The 19423-nt window shown below is 33.1% G+C and carries 20 protein-coding genes; 13 read left to right on the top strand and 7 right to left on the bottom strand.

Features of this window, described 5'->3' with window-relative positions:
* The first annotated feature begins 3 nt into the window (after positions 1–3).
* The 11 genes from BB050_RS13430 (at position 4) to BB050_RS13380 (ending at position 7716) form a co-directional block, all read left to right on the top strand.
* A complete protein-coding gene (locus tag BB050_RS13430) occupies positions 4–672 on the top strand; it encodes a response regulator transcription factor (protein ID WP_008468317.1) in 669 nt (222 codons plus the stop codon).
* 153 nt (positions 673–825) lie between these two features.
* Positions 826–1059 (top strand): DUF4177 domain-containing protein, encoded by a 234-nt coding sequence (locus BB050_RS13425; RefSeq protein WP_008468316.1) that lies wholly within the window; start codon positions 826–828, stop codon positions 1057–1059.
* Positions 1056–1343, top strand: coding sequence for a membrane protein insertion efficiency factor YidD (gene yidD / locus BB050_RS13420; RefSeq protein WP_008468315.1), 288 nt, complete (start codon positions 1056–1058; stop codon positions 1341–1343). Before BB050_RS13425 ends, yidD begins: the two co-directional genes overlap by 4 nt.
* 12 nt (positions 1344–1355) lie before the next feature.
* Entirely contained in the window at positions 1356–1634 is a 279-nt protein-coding gene (locus tag BB050_RS13415; RefSeq protein ID WP_008468314.1) for an excalibur calcium-binding domain-containing protein, read from the top strand.
* 13 nt (positions 1635–1647) lie between these two features.
* Entirely contained in the window at positions 1648–2043 is a 396-nt protein-coding gene (locus tag BB050_RS13410) for a tellurite resistance TerB family protein (RefSeq protein WP_066033877.1), read from the top strand.
* Between the two features lie 3 nt (positions 2044–2046).
* Complete coding sequence (locus BB050_RS13405; RefSeq protein ID WP_066033876.1) at positions 2047–3318, top strand: hypothetical protein; 1272 nt, start codon at positions 2047–2049, stop codon at positions 3316–3318.
* A 1-nt stretch (position 3319) separates the two neighbouring features.
* On the top strand, positions 3320–4219 hold the full coding sequence (locus BB050_RS13400) for a hypothetical protein (protein ID WP_066033875.1): 900 nt from the start codon (positions 3320–3322) through the stop codon (positions 4217–4219).
* 166 nt (positions 4220–4385) lie between these two features.
* Complete coding sequence (locus BB050_RS13395) at positions 4386–5453, top strand: type I restriction endonuclease (protein WP_066033874.1); 1068 nt, start codon at positions 4386–4388, stop codon at positions 5451–5453.
* A 65-nt stretch (positions 5454–5518) separates the two neighbouring features.
* Positions 5519–5932: a hypothetical protein gene (locus tag BB050_RS13390; protein ID WP_066033873.1), complete on the top strand. Its 414-nt coding sequence runs from the start codon at positions 5519–5521 to the stop codon at positions 5930–5932.
* Positions 5933–5944: 12 nt separating this feature from the next.
* Entirely contained in the window at positions 5945–6154 is a 210-nt protein-coding gene (locus BB050_RS13385; protein ID WP_008468308.1) for a hypothetical protein, read from the top strand.
* A 209-nt stretch (positions 6155–6363) separates the two neighbouring features.
* Positions 6364–7716, top strand: a complete 1353-nt coding sequence (locus tag BB050_RS13380; protein WP_066033872.1) for a GH1 family beta-glucosidase — start codon at positions 6364–6366, stop codon at positions 7714–7716.
* A gap of 135 nt (positions 7717–7851) precedes the next feature.
* Here the strand turns inward: BB050_RS13380 and BB050_RS13375 are convergent, their stop codons facing one another.
* Complete coding sequence (locus BB050_RS13375; RefSeq protein WP_008468305.1) at positions 7852–8214, bottom strand: hypothetical protein; 363 nt, start codon at positions 8212–8214, stop codon at positions 7852–7854.
* Positions 8215–8589: 375 nt separating this feature from the next.
* Positions 8590–9219 carry a hypothetical protein gene (locus tag BB050_RS13370; RefSeq protein ID WP_066033871.1) on the bottom strand — a complete coding sequence of 210 codons (630 nt, stop codon included), beginning with the start codon at positions 9217–9219 and terminating at the stop codon, positions 8590–8592.
* 556 nt (positions 9220–9775) lie between these two features.
* Between BB050_RS13370 and BB050_RS13365 the strand changes: the two genes are divergently transcribed.
* Together BB050_RS13365 and BB050_RS13360 are read left to right on the top strand one after the other, a co-directional pair.
* Positions 9776–9964 (top strand): hypothetical protein, encoded by a 189-nt coding sequence (locus BB050_RS13365; protein WP_066035166.1) that lies wholly within the window; start codon positions 9776–9778, stop codon positions 9962–9964.
* A 56-nt stretch (positions 9965–10020) separates the two neighbouring features.
* Entirely contained in the window at positions 10021–11766 is a 1746-nt protein-coding gene (locus tag BB050_RS13360) for a tetratricopeptide repeat-containing sensor histidine kinase (protein WP_066033870.1), read from the top strand.
* Positions 11767–11838: 72 nt separating this feature from the next.
* Here BB050_RS13360 and BB050_RS13355 read toward each other — a convergent pair whose 3' ends face one another.
* The 5 genes from BB050_RS13355 to BB050_RS13335 form a co-directional block, all read right to left on the bottom strand.
* Positions 11839–12879 carry a S66 family peptidase gene (locus tag BB050_RS13355; protein WP_066033869.1) on the bottom strand — a complete coding sequence of 347 codons (1041 nt, stop codon included), beginning with the start codon at positions 12877–12879 and terminating at the stop codon, positions 11839–11841.
* 115 nt (positions 12880–12994) lie between these two features.
* The gene (locus BB050_RS13350) at positions 12995–14446 is read right to left on the bottom strand and encodes a TolC family protein (RefSeq protein ID WP_066033868.1); all 1452 of its coding nucleotides are present in this window, start codon (positions 14444–14446) and stop codon (positions 12995–12997) included.
* On the bottom strand, positions 14439–17606 hold the full coding sequence (locus BB050_RS13345; RefSeq protein ID WP_008468297.1) for an efflux RND transporter permease subunit: 3168 nt from the start codon (positions 17604–17606) through the stop codon (positions 14439–14441). Before BB050_RS13345 ends, BB050_RS13350 begins: the two co-directional genes overlap by 8 nt.
* Before the next feature lie 120 nt (positions 17607–17726).
* Entirely contained in the window at positions 17727–18809 is a 1083-nt protein-coding gene (locus tag BB050_RS13340) for an efflux RND transporter periplasmic adaptor subunit (RefSeq protein WP_066033867.1), read from the bottom strand.
* Between the two features lie 178 nt (positions 18810–18987).
* Positions 18988–19368, bottom strand: coding sequence for a hypothetical protein (locus BB050_RS13335; RefSeq protein ID WP_035691999.1), 381 nt, complete (start codon positions 19366–19368; stop codon positions 18988–18990).
* Positions 19369–19423 lie beyond the last annotated feature (55 nt).

The raw sequence follows: 19423 nt of genomic DNA, 5'->3' as shown, positions 1-19423 counted from the left end.
CCTATGTTTAAAAAAGTAATAATAGCCGAGGATTTTGAAGAATTCAATTTAGCCATCAAACAGACTTTGAATGATTTCAACATTGTCAATTTCCAACACGCTAAATATTGTGATGATGCTTTTCTTAAAATTAGAAAAGCGATTCAGGATAACGAACCATACGATTTATTAATTAGCGATCTTTCGTTTAAAAAAGACCATCGCGAAGTAAAAATCGGCAGCGGAGATGAACTGATTCAAAAAGTCCGCGAACTCCAGCCTGATATTAAAATCATCGCCTACTCTATTGAAGATAAAAGTGTTCGAATAAAATCGCTTTTTGAAGATTCTGAAATTAATGCCTTTGTGCTAAAAGGCAGAAATAGTATTGAAGAACTCAAAAAAGCGTTGACCATAATTTCGTCTTCTGATCAAAGATTTATTTCGCCGGAAGTTGCTTCAGCGCTTCAGGAAAAAGGCAATTATGAAATAGACGATGTAGATATTAAAATCTTAAAATATTTGTCTGCTGGAACTTCTCAGGATGAAATTATAGAAATCTTTAAAAGCAGCGATATAAAACCAAATAGCAAAAGCGCTATGGAAAAAAGATTGGCAAAACTAAAAGACTTTTTCAAAGCCAACAATACCATTCATCTGGTTTCGATTACAAAAGATATGGGGATAATTTAAATCTCTATTTATTACCCATTTAAGCTCCTTCGGGAGCTTTTTTTATTTTCAAGAATTATAATATCGGATTATGGATTTCCGTAAAATACTGGTTTTGATTGGTTTTACTTTTGGGTTGTAAATCAATTTAAAAATTAATTAAAATCAAAAATTATGGAATACAAAGTAGTGCCATTCGTGGCTTCAATCGATCCAAAAAAAGGAACTTCTAATCATGTTGCTGAACAACTTGAAAGTTTAATCAAAAATTACACAAGCCGAGGTTGGGAATATGTGCGCTTAGAAAGTGTATCCACATTTGTTCATCCTGATAATGGTTGTTTTGGATTCGGTGCAAAACCAGGCTACACAACAAATAGTCAAATGGTTGTTTTTCAGAAAAAATGAAATATTTAACCTTATTAATTATTCGATTGTATTGGATTTTAATTCCGCAGTCTAACAGAAGGAAATGCATTTTTAAAAAATCCTGCTCAAATTATGTTTTTGAAATAACTCAAAAAGAAGGATTTATGAAAGGTTTAAAAGCATTTCAATTTCGATATAAAAACTGCAGAGGAAATTTTTCCATTTTTAAGAATCCAATTAATGACCAAATCCAAATGATTCTTCCTTCTCAAATCATAATTGACCGAGAAGAAATAGCGGAAAGATTAATTAAACAAATCTAAATTATCTATATCATGAACCATAAAAAAATTACTCAAGTTATACTTTCATTACTCGCAATTTTCGCTTTTGCAGTTTCATGTTCAGAATCTGGTGATTCAATTGAATCAACTGTAACTAATACAGGCTCGTCTTCGAGTCCGTCCTCAAATTCAAATTCAAATTGTCCAACAAAAACTTGTGGTGATTTCAAAAGTCAAGCCGATGCTCAAAAAACTTTTGAAAGCAACAAAAAATGCTATAAAAATTTGGATGGAGATGGAAATGGAAAAGCTTGTGAACATTTAAAATAACTAAATAAAAACCATGATAACACTAGAACTAAAAAGCCATTTTTTAAGATTATATCAAATGGCATTATCTGATGATCAATTTGATGTATTAGAACTTCAAATGCTGTATCATTTTGCAGACGAAAGAGGGATTCCAAAAGAAGAACTCGACAAACTTTTTCTGAATCCGATTAATGCTGATTTTATTGTTCCAGAATCTTTACATACCAAAATCGAATACCTGTATGATCTTACCCGTATTATTTGGGCGGATGGAAAAATTACTGACGACGAATTAAACATGCTTAGAAAATATTGCAGAAAATTTGATTTTGTTGAAGAAAACATCAATGATTTATCTGATTATCTGATTGATTGTGTTCAGAAAAACATTGGTAAAGAAGAAATTATTAGTCAATTAAACGCTTAATTTATGAAACCACTTGCACAATTATTTAGTTTAAAAAAATCTGAAGATTCTCCTTTTAAAATTCCGGAAGAGAATGAAGAAGACAGAGAACAAATTAGAATCACCTATTATCAAAGCGGTTTTGCTGCATCGGTTAAGGCAACCGGAAAACCAATTGTTTTAAAAGCATGTCTTCAAAATTTATATATGAGTTTTGAAGATCAGTGCCGAAAACAAAAAATGGAACAAGACAAACTCAAACAGCCGTATCGCGAAGAACAGGAAAAAAACAGAACTGAGCTTAAAAAATCTGAAGCCGCAATTGGCATTTATGAGAAAAAAGAACAGGATATAAATGATAATATCGATCAGATAAAAAACGAAATTATTGAAGTAAAACGAAATCCCGATAAATACGGAATCGAGGAAGGAAAAGGTCTTAAGGCCCAATTTTATATTGGTTTGATTCTTTTATTGCCTATTACGCTTTATGTTTTGGTGTTTTATATTTCGGCTTCTTATTCTGCTTTTTTCAAAGAATTTTCAAATGACAGTTTAACTGCAGCCATTTTTGATGCCGATGCATTTACAAATGCTTTCAAGGCAAGTTGGCTCGAAGGCGTTTTGGTTACCACTATTCCGTTTGTTTTTATGGGATTGGGTTATGTTATTCATATGGTGCAAAAAGGAAAAGGAATCAAAAATATTTTCAGACTTGCTGCACTTTTTACTATTACATTTCTATTTGACGGTCTTTTGGCTTACATCATTGAGAAAAAAATATACGAGTTTAATAAAACAACAGAATCTTCCCCTTACAATTTAAATATCGCTTTGGGTGAGCCAGAATTCTGGATGATCATATTTGCTGGTTTCGTGGTGTATATTATCTGGGGATTGGTATTTGATTTTGTAATGAAAGAATTTGAAAACATTGATAAAATTCGAGCTTTTATAAGAGGGCGAAAAGAAAATTTATTAAATCTAGAAAAACTGAAATCTGATTATGTTAATAAAATCAATGATTTCAAACAGCAAATTGTTATTGTCAATGGAAAAATATCAGAATTACAAGCCAAAATTGATGGATTTGTTTTTCCTGTAAAAGAATATCTGCACTATCATCACCAATATAAAGAAGGATGGTTTCAGGCAATTGGAACTGAATTGGCTTTACCATACAAAGAGAAAGAAGAACTTTTGCAAAATTGTGAACTTTATTCAGAAGAACATTTAAGTAAACTAAACTTAATAGATCCTGATTTTCAACATTTAGTATATTCTAAAATCAATTAAGATGAAAAACACTTTACTTAAAATTTCAATGCCATTATTATTGGTTTTATTCTTTTCATGCAAAAATGAAGCAAAAACGGAAAGCAAAGAAACCTCAACTAAAAGTTCTGTTTCAGAAAATTATAACATTAGTATTTTGGTAGATTTATCAGACCGAATTAGCCTCAAAAAAAATCCAAATCCAACAATGGAAATTTATCAAAGGGACTTAGGATATATCAAATCGGTTTCTGAAGCTTTTACAGATCATCTGAAATCAAAAAGAATGAGGCAGATTGATGACAAAATGCAATTGTTCTTTAATCCCGAACCCGAAAATCCTGAAATTAATTCTATTTCTAAAGAGCTAAGAATTACGGTTGATAAAGACAATGCCTCAAAAGAATTATTGAATTCTATAAATACTACTTATTCTACAAAAACATCAAAAATATATGAATCAGCGATTAAAGATGATAAATATATTGGCTCAGACATTTGGAACTTTTTCGACAGCAAAGTTCAGGATCAATGCATTGACAAAGATTTTAGAAATATCTTAATTATCCTCACAGACGGATATATGTTTTATGAAGGAACACAAATTAAGGACGAAAATTTATCGAGTTATTTAACACCTCAGCTAATTAAACAAAATAGCTTGAATACAAATAACTGGCAGAAAAAATTCGATGAAGAAAATTTTGGTTTTATTAAAGTTGATATCGATTTGTCTAATCTTGAAGTTTTGGTTTTAGGAATAAATCCAAGCAAAAATAATCCGTTTGAAGAAAAAGTTATAAAGGCGTATTGGACAAAATGGCTTTCTGAAATGAAAATAAAACATTTCGAAATTAAAAATGCTGACTTGCCTTCAAACATGGATAAAATTATAAAAGATTTTATTTCCGAAAAAGAATAAAAAATCAAATTTATGCTTTTTAAAGAGGAACTTTATTGTCCTCTTTTTTCCGTTTAAATCCATTCCAAAAAACTTCCTTCAAAATTTTCATTCGATTACGGATTTCCATAATACACTGATTTTTATTGGTTTTACATTTGAAATATTAATTTAAAACTACAAACCAATGGAAATGAATATTCAACTAAAATCATTAGCAGATAAAATAAATCAGCTGAAAAGTAAAATTGAAACCGAGGAATCTACAAAACATGCTTTTGTATTGCCTTTTATAAACATTTTGGGTTACGATGCCTTTAATCCGCTAGAAGTAGTTCCTGAATTTACAGCCGATCTTGGGTTAAAAAAAGGAGAAAAAGTAGATTATGCTATTTTTCAGAATGGAGAACCAATTATTATTGTAGAATGCAAAAGCTGGAAAGAAAAACTTACTGTTCATAATTCACAATTATTCCGCTATTTCCATGTCACTAAAACGCGATTTGCACTTTTAACAAACGGAATTCATTATCAGTTTTTCACCGATTTGGACGATCAAAACAAAATGGACGAAAAGCCATTTTTAGAATTTGATATCTGCAATCTAAAAGAAAATACGATAAACGAAATTGCCAAATTTCATAAAGCGAATTTTGATGTCAATAATATTGTAAGCAATGCAAGTTCATTAAAGTACATTAAGGAAATAAAAAAGCAGATAAGTACAGAATTAGAAAATCCATCAAATGAATTTACAAAACTTTTTGCCAACAAAGTTTACACAGGCAGGCTTACAGAAAAAGTTGTGGATGAATTCAAAGATTTAGTTCAAAAATCAGTAAATCAATTTATTAATGATAAAATTAATGATCGTTTAAATGCGGCTTTAAGTAAAGAAACAATCAAACAACAAGACGAAGAAATTGTCTCAGTTGAAGATGATAGCAAAGTGGTTACAACTGAAGAAGAACTTGACGGTTATCGTATAGTAGTTGCCATTTTACGACGAAAACTCCCAGTAGCCAGAATCGTATATCGCGATACACAATCGTACTTTGGAATACTGCTTGATGATAATAATCGAAAACCTCTTTGCAGACTACACCTAAATGGCGGTAAAAAATATTTAAGCCTCTTCAACAATAATAAAACCGAAGCTAAAATTGCAATTTCATCAATTGATGATATTTACCAATACGAAAAGGAATTATTAGAGACTGTAGCGCTTTACGAAACAGAATTAAATCCCGTATAAGTACTCATTTTAAAGAATTTAATTCTAAGTAGATTTATTGCAGCTAACCAAATACCACACCGCCTATGCAAAAAAACTACCTCATCTTACTTTTATTATCTACGTTTTATTCATGCAAGAAAGCTGCTTCTCCGCCTCCATTGCCACAAGTAAATTCGTTTTACAAACCAGTCATTACACCAGATGACCGAAAAACAATTACACCAGAAGAAGCCAGAACGTATCATGTAAATAAAACGCATCAATACGAATACAGAACAGGAAACCCTGGAAATTACGAGTACAATTATGATGTAAAAGGAATAAACAGCAGAGGCGATTCGGTTTGTGGGAATATTAACGTTCAGGGAAAATACGGCGCAGGAATTTTAACCAGCGATTCAGTTGCTGAAGTTGAAATAAATACGGAATGGATCTCATACGGAAAATTAAAAGCTACTGATAAACAAGGAAATGAATACCATTTGATTGTTAAATAAAAAATATATAGAATGAAATATACTCTACTTTTACTTTTTGTTTTTGCAACTTCTTTTCGACCTCCAGAAACAAAAGTGTTTATTTGCGGTTCTACTGGCGCAAAAAAATATCATTATAACGAAAATTGCCGTGGTTTAAGATCTTGTAGTCATGAAATAGTTAAAACATCGCTTAAACAAGCTCAAGGCCTAGGTTTGACACTATGTGGATGGGAAGATTAAAACCTTCCCATTTTTACATTTAATTATTTGATAATAATCACTTTACAATAATTTCACATTAGTTTTTTTAATTTGATATAAAACTAATCGTTATGAAATTCTTTAATCTAAAATTCCTAGTATCATTCAAAGAATGGCTTTTTTTAAGAGCAATGCAATCTTCTTTCCTGCATTAATAAACCATTATAAATAAAGGAAAGCACTATTGAATGAATAAAATTGAAAGCTCATTTTTGAACAGAAACCAATTTGGTGAAGATTTCTTGTGGGGTGTTTCTACCGCCGCTTTCCAAATTGAAGGGGCGCATGATGCCGACGGAAAAGGTTCTTCTATCTGGGATGTTTTTACTTCTCAAAAAGGAAAAATCAAAAACGGACATCATGCCTTAACAGCTTGTGATTTTTACAACTGCTATGAAGACGATATTAGTTTAATCAAAGAACTAAACATTCCGAATTTTAGATTTTCTATCAGCTGGCCAAGAATTATGCCGACAGGCATTCATCCTATAAATCAAGCCGGCATCGATTATTACAACAAAATTATAGATTCTCTGCTATCATCTGGAATAGAACCTTGGATAACACTCTATCATTGGGACTTACCTCACAAACTTGAAGTAAAAGGAGGCTGGACAAACCGCGAATCGGTTTCTTGGTTTAAAGAATATGTCGAAGTCTGCGTACAGTATTTTGGCGATCGTGTTAAAAACTGGATGGTGATAAACGAACCTTCCGTCTTTACCGGAGCAGGCTATTTTTTAGGTATTCATGCACCTGGAAAAAAAGGAATCACCAATTATCTTAAAGCGATGCATCATGTTACTCTGTCCACTTCAGCAGGAGCTAAAATAGTTCGTGAACGAATTCCAAATGCCAATATCGGAACTACATTTTCATGCACGCATATCGAACCTGCAACTGAAAGCTCAAAAGATGTTGAAGCTGCAAAACGTGTAGATACTTTATTAAACAGAACTTTTATAGAACCCATTTTAGGATTAGGTTATCCGCAGAAAGATCTTCCGGTTCTTAAAAAATTGAATAATTATATCCTTGAAGACGATTTAAACAATCTCAATTTCGATTTTGATTTCATCGGATTACAGTGTTACACCCGAGAGGTTGTAAAATCTTCTATCTTAACTCCGTACATTGGCGCTGAACTGATAAGTGCTGAAAAAAGAAATGTAATTTCTACAGAAATGGGCTGGGAAGTTTATCCGCCTGCTATGTATCATATCCTTAAAAAATTTAATGAGTATAACGGAATCAAAAAAATAATTATTACCGAAAACGGAGCCGCTTTTCCTGACACCGTTCAAAACGGAAAAGTACACGATATAAAGCGAACTCATTTTATTCAGGATAATTTAGAACAAATTCTAAAAGCTAAAAATGAGGGTATAAATGTTGACGGCTATTTTGTTTGGACTTTAACCGATAATTTTGAGTGGGCAGAAGGTTACAATGCCCGATTCGGACTAATCCATGTAGATTTTGAAACCCAAAAACGAACTATAAAAAACTCTGGATTATGGTTTAAGGATTTCTTATCCTGATTTTACCGTGAAGTACGCTAAGTTTTTTAAATAACTTTCAGTCAAAACAAAGTTCGCAAAGCTATGTAAAATTGCTTTGCGAACTTTGCATTTATCTTTTTGCCTTTGCGATTAAATAGCTAGACCCAAATAGCATTAAGACTTATATTTATAATTCTGTTTTAATATTCCAACATGGATTTTTCCATTAGTTTTTAAGTTAGTTATAATCCTAATAAATTTCTCTTCGGGATATTTTACATCAAAACTAAAGGTTGTATCTTTTGTTTTAACCTGAAGCAAGTGTTTCCCTTCACCAGATACCGACAATCCTACTGTTTCATAAGTAGGGAGTTCTTCTGTTGCTTTCAAATTAATCTCTTTCACTTTTTCTTTATCAAGAAATACTTCAAGCTTTAAGTTATCCAATTTCATATTTGTTGGCTGTTCAAACGAGACAACGTATTTTTTGCAGCTTACAGCGCATAAAACAATAAATAGTATGAGGAGCTTTTTCATAAAGGAATTTTAAACTGATTGTTATTAAAAAATCAAAACCGTTTTTTAGAGTTTTATAAATATAAATAATTTTATTTCAATCTGCTGAAAAAACAAATTCTATAATTTTCTGGGGATATAGAATTACTCAAAAAAGTCCGAAAAAAAATATCCAAAAAAAAGCAAAAAAAGAGTAAAAAAATCTGTTATTTCATTGAATTTCATTAGGTTTATCAATATTTTTTTCTTATATTTATTGTGTAAAAAACAGTAAATATATGCCTAAAAACAAACTTTCTAAACGCCAAAATTACACTTCAAAAAATTTTCTTTTTTATCTCTTCAAGCATTTTATTTTTCAAAATGCATTTAAATTTCATTCCGAAATTATATTTCTCAATTTTTTTTCTGCACAAAATATAAGCATGCAGAAGATACCACAGCAACTGCTCCAACTGCAATCGTAATTATTTTGCGCGGATATATTTTCTGAGCCACTTTTTTAGAAAATAGATCTTTAAAATTCAGCATAAGATTTCTCTTTTTGGGAACTTCTTGAGACTCTTCATTTTCATTTTTCAACAAAACAGTTTTTTCTATGCCACTACCATCAATTTCAGCAGTTACATTCTCAACGACATTCTTAATTTGTTTGGCTTCTTCAATTCTACATTTTTCGTTGAATTTTTTAAAAGGGCGTGGCTGAAAATCGACTATTACTGCTGCAAGATTTATGGCATCAATATTTGATGGATCTGTTTCGCCCTTAAAGAAAGTTTCAATAGGCCTAAACTTATCTTTTTGATTTTTAAACTTATTCTTTTGAGTATAGTCAAAATCTACGCACAGTAAATTCCTAAAAACTTTTAAATCATCTTGAGTCGGATTATCTTCAAAGATAAGCCAGCATAAATCGCGTAGTTTTCCGCGTGAAGGATGGTGTAGGAAGTCAAAATACTCTCCCTCTTTTTCGATCTCGTATTTAATTTTAATCGCCTTTTTATATTCTTCTAATGTATTATTCATTTTGCCTTTTTTAGAAAATTCTTCTGACTCTTTATTTTCATTTTTTAACCAAAACTTTTTATATGCCTTTATTTTCGATCTCTACAATTAAATCTTTACCAGCAATTCAATTTTTGTTCCAAATCTATATTATTTATATAATTTTTTTTAGCTATTCGCAACCAACTTTTGACCGACAAATTGCATCTATTACAATAGAGATTTGTATTAAAATTAAATAATTCAAACTAGACTTTTAAGCTTTTTTCTGGGAATTTCTGGGAATCTCAGGAAAACGCAGGAATTCTGGGAATCCCTTGCCAGATAAGGCCTGGAAGCTCCTTTACTTTGCATCAAGAAATTAGTTCAGGTTTTGTCTGCAGACTAAAACAATAATGAAAACCAGTTCTAATTAAGAGTGTAAAAAACTGTAAGACCGAGTTTATTCGGGAAGTATAAATAACGTCTTACTGTTCTACACACTTCACTTCCCAAAACCAATGTTGGTATTGTCCCAAAAGACTCTGGATCATTCCGGACCGCAATACCTATGTCTAATTTCTTAAAAATAAACAAAATGAAAAAACTAATACTATTTATCGCTTTTGCGTTATTGTTCACGATATTTTCTTGTACTCCTGATGAGTATGAGACACCAACAGTAAAAAAAACTGAAAAAACTACCCAGCCATCATACGCTGGTGATCCTGATCCTGATGGTCCTGGTGACAATAAAGGTGGCGGAACAACTCCGCCTACTCCATGATAAAAAAATATTTTTGGTGTTTAATTAATTGCTATTTTCGGGGAAAGTAAATTTAAATGTTACGATCCCCGTTTTTTTATTTTATTATTTTGCTTTTTCTCTTTTCTTGTGAAGAAAAAAAGAGCAGTGACACTAATACCGAATCGATTCAAAAGGTAGCCCTTATTTTACGAAATAGAGGAATTGAAAATTATGGAAAACAAAATTTCAATTCTGCTTTTTATGATTTCAATAAATCAAAAAAACTATATGAAACTTTAAAAGATAGTGCAAATATTGGGTATATACTTATTCAGATAGCATGTATTCAACAAGTTAATGGAGATTATTACGGCAGCAAGGAAACTGTAACCGAAGCATTGCCCTATACTAAAAAAAATAGTGATTATACTGCAACGATAAACAATCTATTAGGCATTGCCGATAAAGAACTTTCTCTTTTCGATGATGCCATTTTTTATTATAAGGAAGCAACAAAACAATACTCTGATCCATATGCAAAACAAGCTCCAATAGAAAACATCGCTGCTGTTTATATTCAGCAAAAAAAATATAATAAAGCAATCGCTATCTTGGACTCCCTTTTGCAATCTAAAAGCTTAAAAGAAAAAGGTAAACCAGAGGATAAATCTATAGTACTAGATAATTTGGGTTACGCTTATTTTAAAAATGGAATGGAAAATAAAGGATTTCGCATAATGAGCGAAGGCCTACAAATGAGAATTGAGAACAATGACAGTTATGGAAGTATCGAAAGCTATCTACACTTTGCCGATTATTATTCTGAGAAAGACATAAAAAAATCAGATGAAAATGCTCTTACAGCATATAATATTTCTACAAAACTCAATAGCGTCGATGAAAGATTAGAAGCGCTGCAAATATTAATCTCAAATGATAACAGTCCCAATACAGCAAAATACACCCAAAAGTACTTTACTCTAAATGACAGCATTATTAAAGTTCGAAATAATTTTAAAAATAAGTCCGCTAAAATTAAGTACGATGCCAAAAAGGAAAAAGACGAAAACGAAAAACTTCGCTTAGAAAAGGCCGAGAATCAATTATCGCTTCAAAGAGCCAAATACCTAAAAATCGTATTTGCAATTGTTTTTATCTTTTTAGTCATTCTAATATTCATTTTAATACGTTATTACAAGAATAAAAATAAGGCCATCGAATTTAAAACCTCATACAATACAGAAACCCGAATTGCTAAAAAAATCCATGATGAGTTGGCTAATGATGTTTTTCAGGTTATCGCTTTTGCAGAATCTCAACCGTTATATGCAGAAAATACCAAAGAGAATCTTTTGCAAAAACTAGACGATATTTACAGTCGTGTTAGAGGTATATCTAGAGAAAACAATAGTATCGATACCGGTGCAAATTTTACCCGCAGTATAAAAGAAATGCTTTCTGCCTATAATACGCGAGAAAGAAATATCATGGTTACCAATTTAGAAGACATAAATTGGGAAGGCATTGACGATATAAAAAAGATCACCATCAGCCGAATTTTACAGGAACTAATGGTAAATATGAAAAAACACAGCAAAGCAAGTCTTGTGGTTATACGATTTGAAAGTGACCAAAAATCAATTTTTGTAAATTATATGGACAACGGGATTGGCTGCGAAAAAAGTATGATTCTTAAAAATGGCCTACAAAACATGGCAAACCGTATTCTCGCTGTTAACGGTACATTTGATATTGAGACAGAACCAGACAAAGGATTTAAAGTAAAAATATCTATGCCAGAACAAACGCAGATTAAAGTAAAAGAAAAGTTCGCATATTAAAATTAAAAGCCTTTCTGAATTAAATCTACAAAGCCTTTATAATTTAAAAATATACTTTTCCCATTTTTTTACCTATTCTACAACTCCGCTTTCTAATATACTGAATGTTTTGTTTTCAGAATCTATTTCAGCTAATACACCAAACGGAAGGGTAAATGTTGGGCAAGTATGTCCAAAATCCATTTCTGTTACAATGGCTAGTTCAGTTAAATTTTCTTCATTTATAATTTTCAAAATTTCGTCATTGTATTCTTTAATATATTTGGAATCGTATGGACGGCCGAAAATAATTCCTTTTAAACGATGCAAAATTCCTTGTGCTGCATAATTTCTAAGCCAATATCTTAACGTGCTTGGTTCAGCCATATTTTCAGAAGTTTCCAAAAACAAAATACAGTCATTCCATTCCTCTACAGATGGCCAAAATTCGGTTCCTTTCAAAAATTCCAAAACGTCCAAACAGCCTCCAATTAATTTTCCCTGAACTTTCCCATTTCCCTGCAAAAAAATCCATCCATCAGATGCCGTAAGTTTTCTTTTTGTATTTGACAATGATGCATCAAACCAATCCAGATATTCTGATGTCCAGCCTTCCTTATTCGGCAAAATTTCTCCAACTGGTTTTGCAGCAAACAATGTTCTTTTAATATCCTGAATCTGATAATCATGCATTCCGCAATTCTCAGCAAATCCAACCAAAAGTGAAGTGCCGTAAAAAGAAGTCAATCCTGCCTTTAAGCAAGCAAAATGTGTTATTGTTGCATCGGAAAAACCTAAAAATATTTTTGGATTTTTTGCCATAACATCCAAATCTAAAAAAGGCAGAATTCGAACACTCTCTTCTCCACCAATATTACTTATAATAGCTTTAACAGATGGGTCTAGAAATGCTTGCATTAAATCTTCTGCACGAGCTTTTGGATTATTGTAAATCCAATCAGCAGATTTCAATGCATTTTTAGTTTCCACAACTTCCAATCCGAATACTTCCTGAAGCTGTTTCTTTCCATATTCATATCGGTGAGGCAATTCTCCTGCACCTCCCCAAGAAAGCGATATTGTGGCAACTTTATCTCCCTTTTTTAGTACTTTTGGCTTAATAAGATTTTTCATAAAATAACTTTTGAAATACAAATATACAGAAGTAAAATTTTTTGTTCTGAAACCGAAAAAGCCTTTCAGAATTTTACTTCCGAAAGGCTTTTCCTCTACAAATTAATTGGCAAAATTATTTCCATCCGCCGCCCAAGTCTCTGTAAACATGAACTGCAGCATTTAATTGTTCTTTTTTCGTATCGATTAATTCCAGTTTAGCTTCTAATGCATCTCTTTGAGTCATCAAAACTTCGAAATAATCTACTCTAGCCGATTTAAACAAATCGTTAGAAACATCAATTGAAGTATTCAGAGCGTCTACTTGTTTCGATTTAAGATCGTAACCTTTTTGCAGATTCTCAATCTTAGACATTTGGTTTGAAACTTCTAAATACGCATTTAAAACTGTACGATCATAGTTGTACAATGCCTGAAGCTGTCTTGCATTAGCACTAGCAAACTCTGCTTTGATAGCGTTTCTGTTAATCAGCGGCGCCACAAGATCTCCTGCTAAAGAATATAAGAGCGATTCAGGCATAGTAAACAAATAAGAAGGTTTGAAAGCATTTACTCCTATCGCTGCTGTAATATCCAAAGAAGGATAAAACTCTGCACGAGCAACTTTTACATCTAATTTTGCAGCAACCAATTCCAATTCTGCTTGCTTAATATCTGGACGGTTCTGTAATAGCTGAGAAGGAATTCCAGAACTTACAGCAGCTGGCAATAAGCTTAAGAAGTTAGTGCTTGTCGTTCTTTTTATTTCCTGAGGATATCTACCTAACAAAAAGTTGATCTTGTTTTCAGTCTCTTTTATCTGCTGCAAAATATCAAACTCCATACTTTGTGAAGTTAGAACTTCTGCTTCAAATTTCTTAACTCCCAATTCTGTTGCTCTTGCCGCTTGCTTTTGAACTTTTACAATTTCTAAAGCGTTAGTCTGCAATTTAATGGTCTGTTTTACAATATCCAATTGATTGTCTAGAGCCAATAATTCATAATAAGAATCAGCAACTTCTGCGATGAGGTTGGTAATTACAAAATTTTTACCTTCCACTGTAGCTAAGTATCGGTTTAAAGCTGCTTTTTTAGAATTACGCAATTTTTTCCAGATATCTACTTCCCAATTTGCATAAGCTGCAATGGTAAAATCTCCCAGCGGGTCTGGCGTTTCTACTCCCGGTTTGATCTCTGTTGTAGCATCACCTGCACCTTGACTAGTATATCTACCCACTTTTTCTACTCCTGCTCCCGCCCGCAAACCTGCTGTCGGTAATAAAAGTCCTTTTTTAACACGGATATCATTCTTTGCAATTTCGATTTCCTGTAAAGTGATATTCAGTTCCTGATTATTTTTGAGCGCAACATCTATTAAATCTATAAGATTTTGATCTTTAAAATAATCTCTCCAGTTTAATGCTGCAGTGTTGTTGTTTGCATCCTGCATTTGAGCTGTTGCGCCAAACGATTCAGGAACTGGCGTACTTGTAGTAACTGCTGCCTCAGGCGCAGGGGTTTTACACCCTGCAACTGCTAGACATACAGCTAATGCAATACTATATTGATATGATTTAACTTTATACATGATTGTTATCAATTTCTTCTGTTAATGGATTTTCTTCTTCATGTTTTACCAATTTGTATTTTTCTGCAATTTTGGCAAAAATGAAGTATAAGCCTGGAATTACGAATACCCCGCAAATGGTTCCGATAAGCATACCTCCAGCAGCTGCCGTACCAATTGTTCGGTTACCAATTTTACCTGGACCAGTTGCAAAAGCAAGCGGTAATAAACCTGCAATAAAGGCAAATGAAGTCATCAAAATTGGACGGAACCTAGCTTTTGCTCCTTCCATAGCTGATTGTAAAACCGATAATCCTGCAGCATGTCTCTGTATCGCAAACTCCACGATCAATACCGCATTTTTACCTAATAAACCAATCAACATTACCATGGCAACCTGTGCATAAATGTTGTTTTCTAATCCTGTCAATTTCAATAAAAGGAAAGCTCCAAAAATACCTGCTGGTAACGAAAGAATTACTGATAATGGCAGAATGAAACTTTCATATTGCGCAGCTAATACTAAGTAAACAAATCCTAAACAGATTAAGAATACCCAAATAGCTTGATTACCTTGCGCTACCTCATCGGCAGAAATACCCGCCCAGTCAATGTCATATCCTCTTGGTAATTTTTCGGCAGCTACTCTCTGAATTACTTTAATTGCTGTACCAGAACTATACCCTGGAGCTGGCGAACCACTGATTTGAGTTGAGGTGTACATATTGTGACGCGTAATTTCTGAAAGTCCGTACACTTTTTCTAATTTCATAAAAGCAGAATAAGGCACCATTTCATCGCGATCGTTTTTCACATACAATTTCAAGATGTCATCTGGCTGTGCACGATATTCCGGTGAAGCCTGAACAATAACTTTATAGTTGATACCGAATTTAATAAAACTGATTTCGTAGTTACTTCCCACAAGAGTTGATAACGTATTCATCGCATTTTCGATAGAAACCCCTTTTTGCTGTGCCAAGTCGTTATCGACTTTCATCATGTATTGAGGAAAACTAGAGCTATAGAAACTAAATACGTTTGATAATTCCGGCTGTTTGTTTAATTCAGCAACGAAATCATTATTAACCTGCTCCATTCTCTTATAATCTACAGAACCGGTTTTATCTAACAAACGAAGTTCAAACCCTCCAGCAGCACCATATCCTGGTACAGCAGGCGGTTGGAAAAATTCGATATTTGCTCCCGTAATATCTTTACATTTTTCTTCCATTTCGTGCATAATCTCCAAAACAGATTCTTTTCTGTCGCTCCAGTCCTTCAAGTTAACCAGACATGTTCCAGAGTTGGCTCCTGTACCTTCAGAAAGAATCTCATATCCTGCTAATGAAGAAACAGATTTTACTCCATCGATATCTTCTGCAATTTTCTGAACTCTCTCTGCAATGTTATTTGTTCTTTCTAAAGATGAACCTGGAGGAGTCTGAATTACGGCATAAAACATTCCCTGATCCTCATTTGGAATAAATCCTGAAGGAACTGAACTGCTTATTAAAAATGTTCCAATACAGAAACCTACAAGCGCCAAAATGGTAACCACTCTTCTATCAACAATTTTACCCAATAGATTTTGGTATTTTCCTTGCGCTAGATTGAATTTTTCGTTGAAAGCATCAATAAATCTATTGGCTGGCGTTGGTTTTTTAGGTTTTCCATGATTGTTTTTTAACATCATTGCACAAAGCGCAGGTGTCAATGTCAAAGCCACAATACCAGAAAGAATAATCGCAGTTGCCATAGTTACAGAGAACTGTCTATAGAACACTCCAACAGGACCAGACATAAACGCAACTGGAATAAATACCGCAGCCATTAAGAAGGTAATTGCAATAATTGCCCCTGCGATTTCATGCATGGCTTGTTTTGTCGCTTTAAATGGCGAGAGATGTTCCTCTTCCATCTTGGCGTGAACAGCTTCGATAACTACAATCGCGTCATCGACGACGACTCCAATTGCCAATACCAAAGCGAATAATGTAATTAAGTTCAATGAAATATCAAAGAAAGTCATGAACACAAAAGTTCCGACCAACGATACTGGTACTGCAATTGCCGGAATAACCGTAGAACGCCAGTCTCCCAAGAAAAGGAAAACGACTAAACCTACTAGAATGAATGCTTCAACAAGCGTATGGATTACTTTTTCAATAGAAGCATCAAGGAATTTAGAAACGTCATACGAAATTTCATAATCCATTCCTTTTGGAAATCTCTGTTTGATTTTTTCAAGTTTCGCTTTAACTTCTTCAATAACTTGATTCGCGTTACTTCCAAAAGACTGTTTCAATACAATCGCAGCAGATGGTCTTCCATTCAAATTAGAATAGATGTCATACATTGAGCTTCCAAATTCGACTTTGGCAATATCTTTCAGACGTAAAAGTTCTCCATTTGGATTTGCTTTTACTACGATATTCTCATATTGCTCTTTTGTTGTAAAACGCCCAGAATATTTCAATACATATTCAAATGCTTGAGAACGTTTACCAGAACTCTCTCCAGTTTTACCTGGAGAAGCCTCTAAACTCTGACTTGATAATGCTTCCATTACTTCATCAGCAGAAATTTTATAGGCCAACATACGATCTGGTTTTAGCCAGATACGCATTGCATATTCACGTGTTCCTAAGATATCTCCAGAACCAATACCATTTACCCTTTTCAGCTCAGAAAGTACGTTAATATCAGCATAGTTATATAAGAACTTCATGTCAGTATTTTTGTCTGTACTGTAAAGGTTCACGTACATCAACATACTTGGCACCTCACGGGTAATCTTGATTCCCTCACGAATTACCAAAGGAGGAAGTTTATTGGTAACAGAAGCCACACGGTTCTGCACGTTAATGGCTGCTTGGTTAGGATCTGTTCCTAAGTTAAAAACCACTTTGATTGTAGCTTCTCCATCGTTTCCTGCATCAGAAGCCATATATTTCATTCCTGGAACCCCGTTTAAGGCTCTTTCCAAAGGAATAACAACTGCCTTAACCATCAATTCACCGTTAGATCCAGGATAATCTGCAGTAACGTTCACCATTGGAGGCGAAATTGTAGGGAATTGTGTGATTGGTAAATTTAAAACCGACAACACCCCTAAAAAGACAATAATCAACGATATTACTATCGACAGAACAGGTCTTTGTATAAATTTATTAAACATTTTTATATTTTTTAAATGATTAAACTTATTGAAGTTTAAAATGTTTCAAGTTTCAGGTTTCAAGTTTTTGGTTCAGTACGAAACTTGAAACCTGAAACTTGAAACTATTAAAACAAAAAACTATTCTGCTTTTAAGCGTAAATGATTGATTACTTCTTTAGGAGATTCGTAATCGAATTTAATCTTGTCGTTTTCTTTTACTTTCTGAACACCTTCAAGTAAGATTTTATCATTTTCTGTAATACCACTTTTGATTACGTATAAATCAGGAATTTCTCCTGTGATTGTAATCTCTCTAGAACTCACTTTGTTGTCCTTACCAACTACAAAAACATATTTTTTGTCCTGAATTTCGTAAGTCGCTTTTTGCGGAATTACAACGGCATTTTTAAGTGGCACATTCATCTGAACTTGTCCAGTCTCACCATTTCTAAGTAATTTTCCAGAATTAGGGAACCTTGCTCTGAAAGCGATATTTCCAGTTTCATTGTTAAACTCACTTTCAATAACCTCAACATTTCCTTTTTCTTTAAAAAGCTCTCCGTTAGCCAAAACTAAATTCACTTTGTTATCGGCACGGTCTTTAATGTGCGTTTCGTAACTAATGTATTCTGGCTCAGAAACATTGAAATAAGCAAACATCTGACTGTTGTCTGAGAGACTTGTCAATAATTCGCCTTCATCAATTAAACTTCCTAGTTTTAAAGGAATACGGTCGATTGTTCCATCAAATGGAGCTCTGATTTCTGTGAATGATAAATGAAGTTTTGCTAATGATACTTCAGCTTTTGCAGATTGCAGTTTTGCTTGCGCCACACTCAATTCGTTTTTAGAAACGATATTCTTGTCTGCCAATAATTTAGCATTTTGCAATTCGATTTCTGCCGATTTTTGTTCAGACTGCGCTTTTAATAGTTCTGCCTGATACATGTTTGGCATAATTTTGAACAACAATTGTCCTTTTTTTACAAACTGTCCTTCGTCAACATATATATTTTGTAAAAACCCTTTTTCTTGGGCACGAAGTTCTATATTTCGAACCGATCTTATTTGTGAAACGTATTCTTTAGTAAATGAAGTGTCGATTCTAACCGGATTAGTAACGGTAAATTTTTCAACTTCTTCTTTTTCTTCTTTTTTAGATGTACAACTCGTTAAGCACACCAAGGCCATTAAGCCTGTGAACACAATGATTTTTTTCATGATTTAGTTTGGAAATTAAGCGATTGAATGCTTTTGGAATAAAAATTCCTTTTGGATGTTAAAATGCATCAGTCAGCCTTAGTCCAGACCTTAACCTTCATATAAGCAGAAGTAGAAAAATATACAACAGCAAGATACGCAGAGATCAAAACTCAGGTAACCGATGTATACTGTAAAATCAAATTCTTAATACTCGTTGAGTAATATAGATAGGATTTGAATGCCCGAAGACAGGCGTAGAAAATTTTAAACGATTAGAATCATTCGCTGCAGACTGATCTGAAAGTGCCAGATACAAAGCGTCTACCAAACTATACGAAGCAGTAAAATACTTGTTCGTTAGTAAATTAGTGTCATCACCGCCAAGAAAATCCTCTTCAATATCAACATCAGCAACGTCTTCAATTATAGAACTGCCTCGATCTTGATTGGTAAATTTAACTCTGTGCTTTTGCAGATGATGGTGATTATGAGGACCAAAAGTATTGGCATTCAAATATTGGCCTCCGCCAAACAGAAGCATATTCATGAATACTAAAAATACGATTAAATTTCTCATTTCGGTGCGAAAGTAATAAAAGAATTAAAACAAAAAAAGATTTTTTAACAAGCTT

Source organism: Flavobacterium anhuiense, assembly GCF_001705175.1.
Classification (GTDB): domain Bacteria; phylum Bacteroidota; class Bacteroidia; order Flavobacteriales; family Flavobacteriaceae; genus Flavobacterium; species Flavobacterium anhuiense.
This window is presented reverse-complemented; position numbering and strand designations above follow the sequence as displayed.